At 52.5% G+C, this 15,942-nt stretch carries 13 protein-coding genes; 9 read left to right on the top strand and 4 right to left on the bottom strand.

The genetic code is table 11. The features are described 5' to 3' along the window. The first annotated feature begins 18 nt into the window (after positions 1-18). The 6 genes from LKE65_RS04630 to LKE65_RS04655 all read left to right on the top strand — a co-directional run bounded on the left by LKE65_RS04630 (position 19) and on the right by LKE65_RS04655 (position 6,476). Positions 19-888, top strand: coding sequence for a sugar phosphate isomerase/epimerase family protein (locus tag LKE65_RS04630; RefSeq protein WP_278740610.1), 870 nt, complete (start codon positions 19-21; stop codon positions 886-888). After that, positions 888-1,934, top strand: coding sequence for an isopenicillin N synthase family dioxygenase (locus LKE65_RS04635; protein ID WP_278740611.1), 1,047 nt, complete (start codon positions 888-890; stop codon positions 1,932-1,934). Before LKE65_RS04630 ends, LKE65_RS04635 begins: the two co-directional genes overlap by 1 nt. Before the next feature lie 33 nt (positions 1,935-1,967). Beyond that, positions 1,968-2,705, top strand: coding sequence for a class II aldolase/adducin family protein (locus LKE65_RS04640; protein WP_086645166.1), 738 nt, complete (start codon positions 1,968-1,970; stop codon positions 2,703-2,705). A gap of 261 nt (positions 2,706-2,966) precedes the next feature. Then, on the top strand, positions 2,967-4,217 hold the full coding sequence (locus LKE65_RS04645; protein WP_278740612.1) for an FAD-dependent oxidoreductase: 1,251 nt from the start codon (positions 2,967-2,969) through the stop codon (positions 4,215-4,217). Between the two features lie 10 nt (positions 4,218-4,227). Further along, entirely contained in the window at positions 4,228-4,722 is a 495-nt protein-coding gene (locus tag LKE65_RS04650; protein ID WP_278740613.1) for a cytochrome c, read from the top strand. A 671-nt stretch (positions 4,723-5,393) separates the two neighbouring features. Continuing rightward, on the top strand, positions 5,394-6,476 hold the full coding sequence (locus LKE65_RS04655; protein WP_278740614.1) for a hypothetical protein: 1,083 nt from the start codon (positions 5,394-5,396) through the stop codon (positions 6,474-6,476). A 210-nt stretch (positions 6,477-6,686) separates the two neighbouring features. Here LKE65_RS04655 and LKE65_RS04660 read toward each other — a convergent pair whose 3' ends face one another. The 3 genes from LKE65_RS04660 to LKE65_RS04670 form a co-directional block, all read right to left on the bottom strand. After that, on the bottom strand, positions 6,687-9,047 hold the full coding sequence (locus tag LKE65_RS04660) for a TonB-dependent receptor (RefSeq protein WP_278740615.1): 2,361 nt from the start codon (positions 9,045-9,047) through the stop codon (positions 6,687-6,689). A 148-nt stretch (positions 9,048-9,195) separates the two neighbouring features. Further along, the gene (locus LKE65_RS04665) at positions 9,196-10,005 is read right to left on the bottom strand and encodes a phosphate/phosphite/phosphonate ABC transporter substrate-binding protein (RefSeq protein ID WP_278740616.1); all 810 of its coding nucleotides are present in this window, start codon (positions 10,003-10,005) and stop codon (positions 9,196-9,198) included. Further along, complete coding sequence (locus LKE65_RS04670) at positions 10,002-10,910, bottom strand: fatty acid desaturase (RefSeq protein ID WP_278740617.1); 909 nt, start codon at positions 10,908-10,910, stop codon at positions 10,002-10,004. The genes LKE65_RS04665 and LKE65_RS04670 overlap by 4 nt, the downstream gene beginning before the upstream one ends. 146 nt (positions 10,911-11,056) lie before the next feature. Here LKE65_RS04670 and LKE65_RS04675 point away from each other — a divergent pair, with 146 nt between their 5' ends. Next, entirely contained in the window at positions 11,057-11,890 is an 834-nt protein-coding gene (locus tag LKE65_RS04675; RefSeq protein ID WP_278740618.1) for a helix-turn-helix domain-containing protein, read from the top strand. Positions 11,891-11,917: 27 nt separating this feature from the next. Then, the gene (locus LKE65_RS04680) at positions 11,918-13,168 is read left to right on the top strand and encodes an MFS transporter (RefSeq protein ID WP_278740619.1); all 1,251 of its coding nucleotides are present in this window, start codon (positions 11,918-11,920) and stop codon (positions 13,166-13,168) included. A 53-nt stretch (positions 13,169-13,221) separates the two neighbouring features. On the opposite strand, the gene LKE65_RS04685 is transcribed toward LKE65_RS04680, so the two are convergent. After that, positions 13,222-14,121 carry a dihydrodipicolinate synthase family protein gene (locus tag LKE65_RS04685; protein ID WP_278740620.1) on the bottom strand — a complete coding sequence of 300 codons (900 nt, stop codon included), beginning with the start codon at positions 14,119-14,121 and terminating at the stop codon, positions 13,222-13,224. Positions 14,122-14,419: 298 nt separating this feature from the next. Between LKE65_RS04685 and LKE65_RS04690 the strand changes: the two genes are divergently transcribed. Then, positions 14,420-15,931 (top strand): acetyl-CoA hydrolase/transferase family protein, encoded by a 1,512-nt coding sequence (locus LKE65_RS04690; protein ID WP_086645151.1) that lies wholly within the window; start codon positions 14,420-14,422, stop codon positions 15,929-15,931. The last annotated feature ends 11 nt before the right edge of the window (positions 15,932-15,942 follow it).

Genomic DNA, 15,942 nt, shown 5'->3' on the forward strand with positions numbered 1-15,942 from the left:
ATAAAAACCGGGAAAGCGATGATGAAATTTGAACTTTTCCGAACATTGTGGGGAGATAACCGCCGGTGGGACATCCCACTGGCGGAAGCCCGCGCCGCGGGGTTTACCGGGTTGGAGGCGCGTATTCCTCCAACCCATGCTGCCGCACAGGAATGCAGCACTATTTTGCAAGAAGAAGGGGCACCGTATATCGCCATAGCCATGACAGGTGGCGGCGTTATTCCCAACCAGAGTGCCTCTGTTCAAAACCATCTGGACGACCTGCGGTGTGCTGTGGACAGCGCATTGCCCATGAACCCTCGGTTTGTCACCATTCTGGGGGGCAACGACCGCTGGCCCGCAAGCCAGCAGGCAGAGTTTATTGCGCAGGTGCAGGAAATCTGCCGTGCAGCCAATGTGCTCTGCTGTTTTGAAACACACCGCTCCCGTATTTTGGCAACACCGTGGGTAACGCTGGATGTGCTTGCACAGGTGCCGGATATGCTGTTTACGGCGGACATAAGCCACTGGGTTGTGTGCTGTGAACGCCTGCTGAATGACCCGGCAGATGACCTGTCCGCTTTTGTCGAGCGTGTGCATCACATTCAGGCACGTGTGGGGTATGATCAGGGGCCACAGGCACCCCATCCCGGCGCGCCGGAATATGCACCCGCCTTACGGTTCCACCAGAGCATCTGGCAGCAGATCTGGCAGAGCCAGCTTGCGCGGGGCTACACCACAACCACCATGACCCCCGAATGTGGGCCAGATGGTTACCTGCACACCTTGCCGTTTACCAACATGCCGGTTGCGGACCTGTGGTCCCTTAACATCTGGACTGGCCAGACAGAACGCCAGCATTTTCAACAGGCCATGTCAGCGCGTGGCAGTAAAAAGGAACTGGGTTGATGTCCGTTTCCACCACTACCGAAACTTTCACCCGTATTCCCGTTATTGATATCAGTGGTCTGTACAGCCCTGATATTGCGCAACGTCAGGCCGTAGCGGACAAGCTGGGTGATGCTGCGCGTAATGTCGGTTTTCTCTTTATTTCCGGGCATAATGTGCCAGAGGATCTGATCGAGGGCGTGCGCAAGGCTGCGCGTGATTTTTTTGCCCAGCCTTTTGAAAAGAAGATGGAATATTACATAGGCACCTCTGCCACCCACAAAGGTTTTGTGCCTGAAGGGGAGGAGGTATATTCCGCTGGCCGCCCCGATCACAAGGAAGCGTTTGATATTGGCTACGAAGTTCCGGCCAATCACCCGCTGGTGCAAGCTGGAACCCCGTTGCTTGGCCCTAACAACTGGCCGGACCTCCCCGGTTTTCAGGCCGCAGCGGAAGCTTATTACCGTGCGGTGTTTGATCTGGGCCGCAAGCTCTTCAGCGGTTTTGCTCTCGCTCTGGGGCTGGAGGAAAACTACTTTGATTCCGTAGCCAATTTTCCGCCCTCCAAACTGCGCATGATCCATTACCCGCATGACGCACAGGCGCAGGACGCGCCCGGCATTGGTGCTCATACGGATTACGAATGCTTTACCATTCTTCTGGCAGACAAGCCGGGGCTGGAAGTGATGAACGGGCACGGAGACTGGATTGACGCGCCCCCCATCCCCGGAGCGTTTGTGGTCAATATTGGTGACATGCTTGAAGTCATGACCGCAGGCGAGTTTGTGGCAACAGCACACAGGGTGCGCAAGGTTGCCGAGGAGCGCTATTCCTTCCCGCTCTTTTACGCCTGTGACTACCATACCCAGATCCGCCCGTTACCGGCTTTTGCCAAGGATGATGCAGCTTCCTACGAAACCATCACTATTGGCGAGCACATGTGGGCGCAGGCCTTGCAGACATACCAGTATCTGGTGCGCAAGGTTGAAAAAGGGGACCTCAAGCTCCCCGAAGGGGCACGCAAAACAGCAACTTTTGGACATTTCAAGCGCGTTGTCTCAGCCTGAAACCATCTTTTTGAATTTAAGGACACCACAACAATGACAACACAGCAGACAGAACAGGAACTGCGCGAAGACCTAGCAGCCGCATACCGGCTTATCGCGCATTTTGACATGACGGATATGGTTTATACGCACCTTTCCGTCCGCCTGCCCGGTGATGGGCACCGTTATCTGGTTAACCCATATGGGCTTCTGTTTGAAGAAATTACAGCCAGCAGTCTGGTTGTGGTGGACGCAGATGGTGTTCCGCAGCAAAAAACAAGCTGGAACATCAACCCTGCCGGGTTTGTCATTCATTCCGCTGTCCATGCCAATCGGCCGGATGCTGCATGCGTCATGCATACGCATACCCTTGCCGGTATGGTTATTGCGGCACAGGATCAGGGGATTCTCCCACTTAACCAGATCAATATCGAGTTTTATGGTGCAGTTGCCTTCCATGCTTACGAAGGTATTGCAGCGGATGACAACCTGAGCGAGCGTGAACGTCTGGTGCGTGACCTTGGCACACGCAATGCCATTATTTTGCAAAACCACGGCCTGCTGACTGTAGGTAGCACCGTGGCACAGGCATTTTACCGCATGTACTACATGGAACAGGCCTGCAAGATCCAGATTGCAGCGCAGTCCACCGGGGTGCCGCTGCACATTCCGTCAGAAGAAAAAATGCTCCGTGCCAAAAACCAGTTTGATACGGACCCCGATCAGGGGCAGATGATCTGGAAAGCCCTGCGCCGCAAGCTTGACCGCGAACAGCCTGACTACAAAAACTGAGTATCTGACCCTGCCAGGGGGAGCTTTTGAGCCTCCCCCTGGCAGGGTATCCGCTCATTCGCGCCCGATGCGGTACAACAGGTGTGTTGCATCCTTACCAGCAGCAGCATTGCCAGATGTAAAGCCTGCTCAGCCAGATAAATCATCCGTTTTGCATGTTCATGGTCGGTCGTTTTGCGCGCAGGGGTAGCGCATGCACGGCAAACTCCCGTATGCTAGGTCTTCTATTCGCCAGTTGATCACACAATTAGGATACGCAGCTTGAAACGCAGAGACCTGTTTGCGGCCTCTCTGGCAGCCGGAATAATGGGGAGCACCCGACGGGGCTGGGCCGCCACCCCAGATGCAGCAGCCGCTCTTGGGCGTACTGCCCTGCACGGAACCATCCCGCGTATTGTGCCTATTCGTGCTCATGCGGACCAGATCATGGATATAAAGGTCTGCCTGCGTCCGTTCCGCCCTGCTGGCCCACGCATGGATGTGGAGCATGTGGCGGGCAAAACCGTGGTGCATAATTATGGCCATGGTGGTAGCGGCTGGTCGCTCTCATGGGGGGCGGCTTACATGGCTGTTGGGCATGCCGCGGCTACACTGGAGCGCAGGGTAGCGGTTATAGGCTGTGGCATTATCGGCCTGACTTCGGCCCTGACCGCGCAGCGCGCTGGGCTGGATGTCACCATCTACGCCCGCGACCTGCTCCCCCATACCCGTTCCGTGCGGGCGAATGGGAGTTGGACACCAGATTCGCGCATAGCCCTAACCCAGCAGGCTGGCCCCGAATTTGCCAGAACGTGGGAAAAAATGGCCCGTTACTCCTGGCAGACCTATCGGGATTATCTGGGCATGCCGGGCAATCCAATCGATTTTCGGGATAACTATACCCTTTCCGACACAGCACCGGATGCGGCAGACCATGGGCCTGCCCCAGCAGATGCGGCCAAAGGCAGCTTTGCCACCACAGGTATGCCGCAGAACAGTGCGGAGTTTGCCGAATATGCCAGCCTGATAAGCGATATTATTCCCGCACCCGAACTGCTGGCCGGGGCCGATAACCCATTTCCCGTAGCTTATGCACGGCGCACGCCGCTCATGATCTACAATTTTGGTTCTTACGGCCACCTTCTGCTCGAAGAGTTCCATCAGGCAGGTGGGCGTATAGTTATCCGCGAGTTCCATAGTCCTTCCGATCTGGCGGACCTGCCCGAGCGTGTGGTGATCAATTGCCCCGGCTATGCTGCGCGGGACTGGTGGAATGATAAATCCCTCATTCCTGTCCGTGGGCAGACAAGCTGGCTCCCGCCTCAGCCCGACGCATCTTATGCGCTGGAATACCAAGGTGCGGCCATGATCTCCAAATCCGATGGCGTGATGATTCAGGGGTATGACATGTCCGGACTGGGTGAGATGGACGGTGTGGGGAACAGTTTTGAACACCCTGACCGCGCCGAGGCAGAAAAGGCCATTGCTATTATTGGCGATCTTTTTACCCGTTTTCAGCCTCGTGCCGGATAAGAGCACTATCATGACCCGTTCCTTTACCCTGCGTACTGCTCTTTTGGCTTCTGTGCTGTCGGTCTTTTTGCTCCATACTGCTCCGGCTTGGGCTGACACGCATTATACAGCTCATGCTGCTGGCCAGAGCGGTAATGGGCATGCTGTCTCGTTTTCGGCTGAGCAGGTGGCTCATGGCGCGCAGATTTATGCTGGAGCCTGCGCCATGTGCCATGGTGCCGACCTTGAAGGTGGGCATGACGTACCGGACCTGAGCACGTATTTTACAGCACGTTGGGCGAACACCCCGATTGACCAATTAGCCGGATATATATCCCGTGCCATGCCGCTCATGGCACCGGGCACCCTGCCGCCACAGGATACGGCAGCTCTGGTCGCGTTTCTTCTGCACCAGAACGGAGTGGTCTCCGCAACGGATGCGCCTTTGCCGATGGAAGAGGCCCGGCTGGCCAAATTTCGCTTTCCTGCACCTTCTGCCAGTTCTGCTGTAGCTACCAAGCCGTAACAGGGGAGTCGCGCCGTAATATTCATCTGCGGCGCATCCTCTGTCGGGTAGATACAGATAGGTTAGTCCAAATATTGGCGGGTAGCCGCTACGACGCCATGCCTGAAGCTTCCTCTTGGTGCTCTAAATTCCAGGATGGCTTTATTCAGGAATAATTACGTATAAACAAAATAATGCTTTTCTTCCCATAATTTTGGTGTTTTTCTGTAGTAACAGAAATATTATTCAATAAAATATTAGCATGCTTATTTGCGGTCATTATATTGACACGAAAATATAATTTATGCAAAAAGCCTTCCTTTTTTAGTCTGAAGGTAGGAGTAAAACGCGATGTGATGGCGCTCTATGTTCTGTTGCGTCTGGTTTCATGCAGTATAACGCAATGGATTTCATAAATATTTTTTTAACAATGGATACAGACAGATGTCACCCGACGAAGAAAAAACAACGCTTCAGAAACTGTTCATAACAATATTATTTTTCTCTCTGTCGGTGTTCAGTGTTTTTTCACTTTTCATTATGATTCATCCCCGTGTCAGTCAAAATTACAGGAATTACTATATCAATAAAAATATCAGTGCATGGGAGTATCTTGAGGCTGAGATATACGGGGGAATGGATATTCAAGAGCGGGTCAAGCCAATTTGCGTGAAATCTGCAAGAGACACGACATGTTAACGATGAAAAAAATAATCAACAAAAAATATATATCTCTCTATATATTATCAACGGCCATGTTTTTTATGCTGACTCCCTTGTTCGGGGGAGTAGTGCCAGCCACATGCCATTGGGACTGCCATTGGTATTCTTATATAGCTAATCATGGATACGGAAAATATTCGCATCTCTATCAGACGATGATAGGAATGGGGGATTGGTGTTTTTTTCCTCTTTATATCCGGATGATAAAGGGATTTTCGTATCTTTCTACACTCAGCGTGCAGGCTTCCGGCCTGATCATTAACAACATAATATTGTTTTTCATTCCGTATTTTTTGATAAAATACAATGAAATCAGGAAGTGCAATTTAGATAATACGGTTATTATTTTTCTTTCGTTTTTCTCAATATTTTGCTTGTGGGATAGAATCCAGTACACAGAATGTGTTTATGGCATTCTGCTGCTGATCAGCCTGTATAATTTTTATAAGAAGAATATGCCTGCGCTCATGGCCTCAATATTTCTTCTTTCTTTTTGTCGGCCGACCGGGTTTGTGGTGGGTTTGATCTTGTCATTTTTCTTGATGAAAGAGGCAGGTTTTAAAAATATAATCGCAAAAAAATATGATTTTATGAGTTACGCACTGGTTGCTCTGGTGGGGTTCAGCGCAATCGGGTTGTATAGCTTGTATCTGTATCATCTCATGGGGGATGGTCTTGCATTTTCGCATGCCCAGATTGCGTGGGAACGAAAATTTCGTATTCCTGTGGTGGTTGCTTGGAACTATTTAAAACATCTGCATGGAATGCATCTTTTTGTAAGCTTCCTTATAGACATCGTTATTATATGGTATGCGTACAAGAGAAAATATTGTGTTGAAGCAACTATATTGCTGTTCACGTTCCTGATCTCATCATCCACATCGCTTATGTCCATACATCGGTATATCTGGGGATGTCCATTAACGATTATTGTAGTTGCAGATTTTGTGAAGCAACAAAAATTCAGGTATAGCCTTGTTTATGGGGCTTGCGTTGTATCTTTTGTGTCATCCTCCATCATATGGTTCATGGGGCTGAAGTATTTATTCTAAATGTGATGCAGGGCAAAATCTGTGCCCTGATCGTGTGGGTAAAGGCGTTTTCATGTTCCGCCCCTGTCGGGTGAGGCTGGCAGAAAACGCCTTTCGGCTGGCATGTCTACAAAACTAAAGGGCTTCACAGTATGAGAGACCAATATGTGAAGCCCTTATTGTGTCTGCTCCCAGCGCCTTAATGGGTTCTGGGTCGTGGATACACAAACCTCAGAAGTTTGCGCTAATCGTTCCAAAAAACTGTCTGGGTGCGCCCATGAGGAAATAATTGAAACCGTTGTTAATGAAGTTGTTTCCGGCCTCATTGGTGGTGGCAATGTAGGTTTTATTGGCCAGATTGTAGATGTTAAAGCTGGCGGATAGCCCCTTTAAGGGGCCGACAGGCCCAAAATCGTAGCGGGTGCCAAAGTTGGCCAGAAAATACCCAGGAACATGTAGGTCATTGGTATATGTTAGCTGACGACTGGACAGGTAAGTTCCGTCCACATGGGCTGAAAGTTTGCCAATATGGTAGCTGATACTGCCCTTGTACATGAACTGTGGATAGTTCGGGATCTGTTTGCCTTGGGTCTGGTAAAGAACACCACCGCTGGCAACGTTCTGGTCGTAAGAGGAATGGTTGTAAGAAAATGAGTTATAGATCGAAAGGCCTTTTAACGGCCTGACGGTAATGCTGGCCTCAGCCCCATTGGCTGTTACGCTGCCAACGTTCTGGACCACTGGAGTAGGGCTGATGTTCTGCCCGCCATATGTCATTTGCAGACGGTTGGAAAAATTGATCCGGTAGAGCGATGCCAGAGCACTGACCAAGGGGGTCGTATAACGGTATCCGCCTTCATATACCCAGTCAGTTTCGGGTTTTAAGGCATTTTTTGTGCTCTGGAACACGTTTTGCTGGGCTGCCCATGGTGTGGCTACCATATTGGTCTGGTAGCCATCTTCGGGAAAGCCGCGCATGTTGTGCGAGACATCAAAAAACAGCTCGTTGTGTGGCAGAAAACGCCAGTTGGCCGATACCTGTGGCAAGAACGCATTGGATGCCTCCAGCCGCCCCTGTGCTGCTTGGGGGAGGGAAGGGTCTTGCGTAGGAACATTGTTGCTAGCGTTGAGAATCATGGATTTGAAGCCAGCATTGACTGTAAGCGTGTCTGTGACCCGGTAGGTGTCCTGTAGATGAAAGACAAAGGTGTTGGAGGAAAAAGATTCCTGCCACGGGTGAGCAAAAATCTGGCTGGATGGAAAGCCGCTGGTCGGATTACCCAATGTGCCCTGCCCCAGTAATGGTGCCTGGCTAAAGTAGCGCCCTTCGTTGAACGTGCCATATTCGTACCACACACCGGCATTGAGGGTATGGCGGGCAATCTTGTAGGTGAATGCGGTTTCAAACCCGCCGCGTGCGATCTGGGGTGTTTGGAGGCGTTGCGACAGGGGTGCCCCGTTGGGGGAGGGCATATAGGGTGAGGTCCATGTGCTGTAGCCGTTGTCTGCATGGCCATACAGCGTTGTTTTCCAGTTCAGCCGGTCGGTTAGGTTTTCGTCCAGTGTCAGCCCACCCAGATAATCTACCCGGTTGGCTGTGCCTGCGTAATAGGAGGCATCGGCCGGGTCATACGTGGCAGCAATTGAGGGGGAAAAAATACCACGTGCTGCATTATAGGCTGCGGCATAGTTTGGGTAATAATTGGACAGTTTGGGGCCAATGCTATGCAGGTAACCCATGGTCATGTCCTGATAATCGAACTGTTGCGTTGAGCTCCAGTCGAAAAAGGCTTTTAAGGAGGATCCATTGGCAAGAGGCTGGACAAGCTTGGCGTTGACCTGATCCGAGTAGTTGTAGCCACCGCCTTTCCACAGGTTCATATCCGTGCGTGCGTAGGATACATAAAAGCGCGTGCCGGCTGCATTCAGGTCCCCGCTTTCAAGGCGTACAAAGGTACGCTTGGCCGCATTGCTTCCAAATGTCTGGCTGACAGTGCCGCCCCGTGTATGCGATGGGTCGATGGAATGAATCTGGATGGCACCCCCCAGATTACTGGTAGAGGCAACATCAATTGCCCCGGCACCTTGCGATACGTCCACGCCACCAATGTTGTCGGAAATGATGGAGCGTGTCACTCCCAACCCATTGTAGTTGTTGAACTGCTGGTCTCCCAGTGGAATGTCATCCAGCGTAAAGCCCAATTGCGACTGGCCAAACCCCCGCATAAAAATCTGGCTGGAGTATTCATAGCCACCAAATGGGTCTGCGGACTGGTACATCACGCCCGGTAACTGGTTGAGCACTTTTAGCGGGGATGTGCCGGGCACGCTCTGCTGCATCATGCTTCGGGTGATACTGGTCATCTGGCGGGTGGAACCACGCCCAAAAACGGCAATGTCCTCGTGCGCACCATCAACGGTTCTGGCAGCCTTGTTCACATGCCCTGCGGGTGCGGCAGCCGGGGTGGTTCTGGTCTCACCAGATACTTCAGCCGCCCGAACCGATTTGGCAGCAATGGCCGATGTCAGGGTGGGTATCATGATCATACCGCCCAGAATGGTGGAGCGGGCAAGCCTCTGTCGTGTCATCATGGGTTTGCTCTCTTTAAAGACGAAAGTGGATTGCCGATGAATCCGATATTGATAAATATTGTGTCCTGATCATGCTTTGTTCTGCCATGCAGATGCGTGCGAACATGATCGTGCGGACTGGGAGTGTTCTGCGCGAGAGGCTGCGGGGTCAACATCGCGCTGGAGGCAGGAAGATCGCCCGGGCGACATCTGTCACACTGCGCCTGATAGCCTCCGGCAGATGCACCGAGCAGATGAACGGCAGACCGGTGGAAGGGGCTGTCCAGCCAGCCACGTGCAGTTTTGCGCTCAGGCTCGGGTGGTGCCGCTGCGCCATAGCCCAGCTTTTGCAATCAATCGCAGCAATATCCGCTTCGTTGGCTGCTACCATGCGCAGGGAGGTCAAATGGCTGCCAGTTGGTGTAGTGTGCGAAAAGGCGCGCATGGACGCACCCTGCGCGTGCAGGTCACGCTCCACAGATAAGTAGCCCGAGCGGGAGTCCAGCGTGTTAAAGGCAAAGTGCTTGCCTGCCAGATCAGGCATAACCGGAGTGTCTGATGGTACGGGGGCAGGGCGTTGTGCCTCACTGCGGGTAATCAGCGCACTGCGGTACAGAATACCTTCTCCTCCCGGTACGCCAGAATAGCTGTTTTGTGCGATGACATGCACAAATGGTCGCAATCCCTGGTCCAGCGGCCCCCAGCATGTTTCACCAAACAGCAAGTCGGGGTGGCGCCAGAGCGTGTGTAGGTCCAGCTCTTCTGGCGGTAATGTTGCAGGGTCTGGGGCAATGATGTTGCCTGCGACATCCCTTATTCCACCGGGTACGGCGGGCAGGTCAGCATTACGGCGCACCAGTCGCTCCGGGGCAGCAATACCACGTAGGCGCAGCGCATCTCGCACGCGTTGCCAGCTCAGATCCACTGTCTCCCGTTCCTCTGGTGGGTCATACATTGGCATGGAAGCAATAAAGGTCATGACTGCTCCCTTGCAGGCTGTGGGCTATATGCCGGGTGCAGCAATGGCTCTTTGGAACGCAGCAGATACTGCCAGATAATTTTGTGGTAACCGCGATAGACATATCCACGATTCTGGATCTGCCATTGCTCCCGGTTCTGCTTGTACAGGCTGGGCATGCGGAACCAGGGTTCACCTGGCAGGGCATGGTGGACAACATGCAGATTGTTATAAAGAAACAGGAAGGACAGGAAAGATTTTTCAACAATAATCGTCCGTCCGTCCGGGGCTTCGTGCCACCGATGCTCGCAGTACGAACGCAGGGCGATCAAGGCATTACCCGCATAGGCCGGGCCGACTGCATAAAGCCAGAATGGTATGTGAAAACCATATGTAACAATGGCAGCAACAAGCAGGATGGACAGGGCATGGATAACCCACGCCCGCCGGACTGTGCGGTTTCCAGCCCGGATGAGCGCTAGATCCTGCCAGAAAAAACGGATACTCCCCACCAGTGGCCCAAGCAGCAGGCGGCCCAGAACGGTATTGTTGAGCGTGAGTAGAAAGCGCCAGAAAAACCCGAGATGTACCCAATTCGCGCGGTCCCAGTAATAGCTTTCCGGGTCCTGGTGCGGGTCGGTTAATGCATCATCGTGATGGTGCTGCAAATGGCTCGTACGGTAGCGGCGGTAGGGGTAAGCCAGACCAAGGGGCAGGCCAACCAGCACTTCGTTGCACAGGGCAGATGGGGTGGGGTGGCCATGAATGGCTTCGTGCTGGAGTGAGGAGTGGAATGCAACTGTTACAGCCATGCAGACCAAGGCCAGCAGCGGGTGAGCAGGATAAAAAAGGTATCCAAGCAGCACCCAGCTTGTGTAGCAACCCAGCAGGGCAAGCCATGTTGGCCATTCTGCAATGGCCTGCATGATAAAAGCACTATTTTTTGTGGTTTTATTCTGTACGTTTTCCATAAACTCGGTTTTAACCGTACAAATACCCTTTTCAATGAGTGTGTTGTAAAATATGTTGACTTTTGTCACATATAATACGCAATTAATCGTGGAAAAGCAGCATGAGCAAACGTGTCATTTCCCGCATCTTTCAGCAGCGCGTCTTGTCCTTGATTGCAAAATCAAAAAGTCGCTCCCTGTTCGCTGCGGAGATCGGGATTGATCGTTCAGCATTAAGCCAGTTGCTTGCCGAGGATGCCGTACGTCTGCCCCGGGCGGATACATTGGTGCGTATTGCCGAGCGCTATAATGTGTCCGTGGACTGGCTGCTGGGTGTAACAGACACCGCAAATACAAGTGCTACCCACACGACAGAAGTTGCAGATAATCCGGATTATTATAACATTCCTTTGCTAACCCGCTGGCACACGGAAGCAGAGGGTATGAAAATCCGTTACGTGCCCTATCGTTTGCCGGATATTCTGCGTATGTCAGAGGTTGTAGCATGGGAGTTGGGGCCGGAATATGATGACCCCGCAGAGATTGAGGCCATTGTCAGCAATCTCAATTATAACCGACCCCCGGGAACAGATATGGAAATCTGCCTCTCGACCCAGACCATCACGAGCCTGATAGATGGTGTGTTCCCATGGGATGGGTTGCCGGTTTCAGTCCGGCGGGCCCAGATGGAATATATGGTGGAACGGGTAGAAACGTTATACCCATCCCTACGTATTTTTCTGTTTGATGGGCGGGCACATCATACCGTGCCCTATACAATTTTTGGAACACAGCGGGCTGCAATCTATGCTGGTAGCCAATATATCATCTTCAATGATCAGGCGACCATTCAGCAGATGCAGCGCCATTCTGATCAGCTTATCCGCCAGTCTGAAACACAGCCTCATGATGTCTCGCGCTGGCTCAAGCAGGCGTCTAAATCTCTGGAAAAATAATAGGTTTTTAAAGGTATTTTATTTCTTATGCAGGATACAAGGTACCGCACGCGCCAGCGTATGACTCTTCTTCTGCTCGTAGGGGCGGGATGCATCAATTACATTGATCGTGCAACCCTTTCCATCGGCAATACTGCGATTATGGCAGACCTGCATTTGTCCTATGAGACCATGGGCTGGCTGTTGTCCGCTCTGGCATGGACCTACATGATCAGCCAGATTCCAATAGGGCTCCTGGCTGACCGTCTGGGGGGGCGGGTGTTTCTTGGGGCGTCTCTGGTTTTATGCTCGTTTTCCGAAATATTGTTTGGACTGGTGGATAGTTCGACCAATATTTTCTGGACCCGTGCCTTGCTGGGTGTGGGGGAGGCTCCTTTGTTTCTGGCGGGCACGCGTGTTCTGGTTCACTGGTTTTCGGCGGAAGAGCGGGGTAGTGCGATCGGGCTGTTTAATGGTTCTGCCTCCTTGGGGCCTGCACTGGCTCCTCCTTTTTTGCTGGCCATCATGGCTTGGTGGGGCTGGCGGGATATGTCGGTCCTGGTGGGCGTGATCAATCTTCTGCTTGCGGTTATCTGGATTGTTTATTATCGCGACCCGGCTTCGGGCGAGGTGTCTGCTCCCACACCTGCTCATTCTGCAACGGCATCACTCCGTTCTGCGTTAAAGGATGATCTGGGGTACCTGCTCAGGCAACGTAACACATGGGCGGCTACGGCAGGTTATACAGGTGTGGTCTATCTTAGCTCGCTTTATGTAACCTGGTTGCCGGCCTGGCTGGAGAAAACGGAAAATCTTTCAGTCATTCAGGCAGGATTATTATCAGCATTCCCTCAGATTTTCAGTTTTTTGGGCTGTTTTATGGGAGGGCGGCTGATGGACATGATCAGCCAGCGCGGAGTTGCTCCTTTAGTGGCATGCAGGCGTACTGTGGTGTTGTCCATGCTTGCCTGTGCAATCCTGACCGGGACACTCGCTTTGCAACCGGGATCGATCCCGGCCATAGTCCTGTTGACGTTTACACTGTTTGCCAGTGGTGTGGCTGTGAGTTGCGGATGGACACTGGGTACATTGATTGTTACGGAAAACCGCGTTGCAACGCTTGAAGCCATACAGAATACCGGTGCTTCACTGGGGGGTGTTCTGGCTCCTTTGCTGACGGGTATTCTGGCAACCCGTTATGGATCATTCGGTCCTGCGTTTGTACTGGCCTGTGGCATAGGTCTGGTAAGTGTTGTTATGTATCATAAAGGTTTTTCTGGCCGTACACTAAAATCCTAGCGCCAGACGCGCTATGCTTCATGCGCGGCTGCGTATGGCATGCAGGGATGTTTTTAGGAACAATCATCCATGCAGGCCTGTAATGCCTCAATCACCCTCTGCTGGTTCTGGGGGCTGAGTGGCAGAATAGGTAAAGGGGGCTGGGCATTGGCAAGCCCCAAAAAACGGGTTGCAGCATAAGCCACGCGCAAGCTCCCGAATTCCTTGAAGAGCTGCCACAGAGGCAGAAGGGTTTTCTGGTAATGGTTTACAGAAGCCACATCACCTGCACGCGCAGCTCTGACCAAGGCTTTGGCCAGTCGGGGCAGAAATCCCCCTAAAACACTAAACCACCCGTCGCATCCAGCCAGCAGGGCTTCGGCAGCAATCCAGTCTCCACTATAGCCAATACTGAGTTTTCCAGTCGGGCTGTTCCGTAGTTCTGCCAGTTCCTGTGTGACCGTGCCTGCTGCTGGGGCTGGCATTTTTATGGCGGCAATGTTGGGTATATCTGCCAGCCGTTCCAGTAGGGTACGACCAAAGCTGAAATGTGTCGTGCTGGGGTTGTTATAAATACACAGGGGCAAAGGCGTGACTGCCGCGACCGCGGCATAGTGCTGGTAGGCCTCTTCCTGCGTGAGGGGGGTATAGGATACAGGGGCCATTAACAGCCCATCTGCGCCTTCGGCGGCCGCATCGCGTGCAAGGTTCTGTGCATCATCAGTGCGCAGGGTTCCAACCCCCACGATCAGAGGGGTTTTACCGCCAATGGCTTTGACCGCTGCCCGAACGGCCCTGCATCGTTCTGTCCGGCTCAGATAGGCATAAGTTCCGGTGCTGCCTAACAGGCCAATGGAATCTACACCATTGGCTGACAGGTAGCCCGTCAGGTGCATTACACCTTCTGTATCGACCACACCATGTGAGTTGGTGGGTGTTATGGGAAAAGCTGAAAGACCGTAAAAAATCGACATATCAGACCTCATTCCCCGATGGAACATTGACGCCAATTGACTTCAGATCACGTTTGATGCCGTGGGCTGCTCATGATCTACCAATATCATGCGCAGATGAGAAAGTTTTTAACGCGCTGGGCAACATCTTAACAGGCAGGCGCTATCCGTAACCGGTGCTTGGTGGCTCACAGTCATGTGGAGAGACATGTCCCAATATGGTCTATGATACCTTTTTGCGGACCATCATTCTCATTGCTGTGTTGGCTGTTCAGCTTTCATCATAAGTGACCTCAGGAACACTTGGATGAATCTGGCCATGAAAGACCGTATTGCTCATCAGACATTTCTTGATCGCATCATGACGGCACAAGAAGCCGCAGCCCTGATCCGGAATAAGGATGTTATTGCCACCAGTGGCTTTACCGGTGCCGGATACCCCAAGGCCGTACCCGAGGCCCTTGCCCAACGGATTGAGGCAGCCCATGCGGCCGGGGAGCCGTTTACGGTGCGGTTGCTAACCGGGGCTTCAACCGGGCCGCAGCTGGATGGAGCGCTGGCCAGAGCTAACGCGGTGGCGTTTCGCAGCCCCTACAATGGGGATACCGCCATGCGGGCCCGGATTAACGAAGGCAGCACGCTTTACCTTGATACACATCTTGGTCAGGTGGCCCAGAAGGCGCGGCAAGGGCAGTTTGGTAAGCCGGATGTCGCGATTATCGAAGCGGTTGCCGTTACGCCAGATGGGCAAGTGATCCTTAGCTCTTCTGTCGGCAACAGCCCGACATGGGTGCAGATCGCGGATAAAATTATTGTTGAGGTCAATACCTGGCAGAATCCTGAACTTGCAGGCATTCACGATATCTGGGGTGGTGTGCAAATGCCACCAAACGGGCAGATTATACCCCTGCTACACCCCGGTGACCGTATAGGGAACGGCACACTTGCCATTGACCTTAACCGGCTTGTGGCTGTTGTTGTTACGGATGAGCCTGACCGTAACGCACCATTTGCAGAACCTGATACAACTGCACGGCAGATTGCCGGGCATGTTATGGAGTTTTTTGCACATGAGGTAAAACAGGGGCGGCTTCCCCCCTCACTGTTGCCGTTGCAAAGTGGCGTTGGCAATATTGCCAATGCCGTTCTGGAAGGTTTGAATGAAAGCCATTTTGAAAACCTAACTGGTTTTAGTGAGGTTATTCAAGACGGTATGCTATCCATGCTGGAAAGCGGGCGCATGACTGTTGCTTCGGCCTCCTCTTTTTCCCTTAGCCCGGAAGCAGCGCAGCGTATCAACCATCAAGCTGCATTTTTCCGCCAGAAAATTGTGCTTCGGCAGCAGGAAGTCAGCAACAGCCCCGAACTCATCCGGCGCCTTGGAATTATTGCCATGAACGGCATGATCGAGGCGGACATTTATGGCAACGTGAACTCCACCTGTGTCATGGGGTCACGGATCCAAAATGGAATAGGTGGTTCTGGCGATTTTGCACGGAATGCGTTTCTGTCCATGTTTGTGTCACCTTCTACCGCCAAAGGAGGAAAAATATCCGCCTTTGTGCCAATGGTGCCGCATACCGATCATATTTTGCAGGATGTGCAGATTATTGTTTCCGAACAGGGGTTGGCAGATCTGCGTGGCCTTGCCCCGGTGGAACGGGCACGGGCGATTATTGACAAGTGTGCACATCCTGATTTCAGGCCACATTTGCAGGATTATTTCGAGCAGGCCAAGCGGTATGGCTTTGGGCAGCATATTCCGCATCATCTTCCCGCAGCCCTTGCCTGGCATCAGCGTTATATGGAAACTGGAAGCATGTTGGGCTGAGAAAAATCCGG

Source organism: Acetobacter fabarum (assembly GCF_022483405.1).
Taxonomy (GTDB): Bacteria; Pseudomonadota; Alphaproteobacteria; order Acetobacterales; family Acetobacteraceae; genus Acetobacter; species Acetobacter fabarum.

What these genes read in the sequence shown, in the direction of transcription:
- LKE65_RS04630 (WP_278740610.1), top strand. Translation starts at nt 19, where the DNA reads ATGATGAAATTTGAACTTTTCCGAACATTGTGGGGAGATAACCGCCGG.
- LKE65_RS04665 (WP_278740616.1), bottom strand. Translation starts at nt 10,005, where the DNA reads ATGACCTTTATTGCTTCCATGCCAATGTATGACCCACCAGAGGAACGG.
- LKE65_RS04690 (WP_086645151.1), top strand. Translation starts at nt 14,420, where the DNA reads ATGAAAGACCGTATTGCTCATCAGACATTTCTTGATCGCATCATGACG.
- LKE65_RS04680 (WP_278740619.1), top strand. Translation starts at nt 11,918, where the DNA reads ATGCAGGATACAAGGTACCGCACGCGCCAGCGTATGACTCTTCTTCTG.
- LKE65_RS04675 (WP_278740618.1), top strand. Translation starts at nt 11,057, where the DNA reads ATGAGCAAACGTGTCATTTCCCGCATCTTTCAGCAGCGCGTCTTGTCC.
- LKE65_RS04660 (WP_278740615.1), bottom strand. Translation starts at nt 9,047, where the DNA reads ATGATGACACGACAGAGGCTTGCCCGCTCCACCATTCTGGGCGGTATG.
- LKE65_RS04670 (WP_278740617.1), bottom strand. Translation starts at nt 10,910, where the DNA reads ATGCAGGCCATTGCAGAATGGCCAACATGGCTTGCCCTGCTGGGTTGC.
- LKE65_RS04635 (WP_278740611.1), top strand. Translation starts at nt 888, where the DNA reads ATGTCCGTTTCCACCACTACCGAAACTTTCACCCGTATTCCCGTTATT.
- LKE65_RS04655 (WP_278740614.1), top strand. Translation starts at nt 5,394, where the DNA reads ATGTTAACGATGAAAAAAATAATCAACAAAAAATATATATCTCTCTAT.
- LKE65_RS04640 (WP_086645166.1), top strand. Translation starts at nt 1,968, where the DNA reads ATGACAACACAGCAGACAGAACAGGAACTGCGCGAAGACCTAGCAGCC.
- LKE65_RS04685 (WP_278740620.1), bottom strand. Translation starts at nt 14,121, where the DNA reads ATGTCGATTTTTTACGGTCTTTCAGCTTTTCCCATAACACCCACCAAC.
- LKE65_RS04650 (WP_278740613.1), top strand. Translation starts at nt 4,228, where the DNA reads ATGACCCGTTCCTTTACCCTGCGTACTGCTCTTTTGGCTTCTGTGCTG.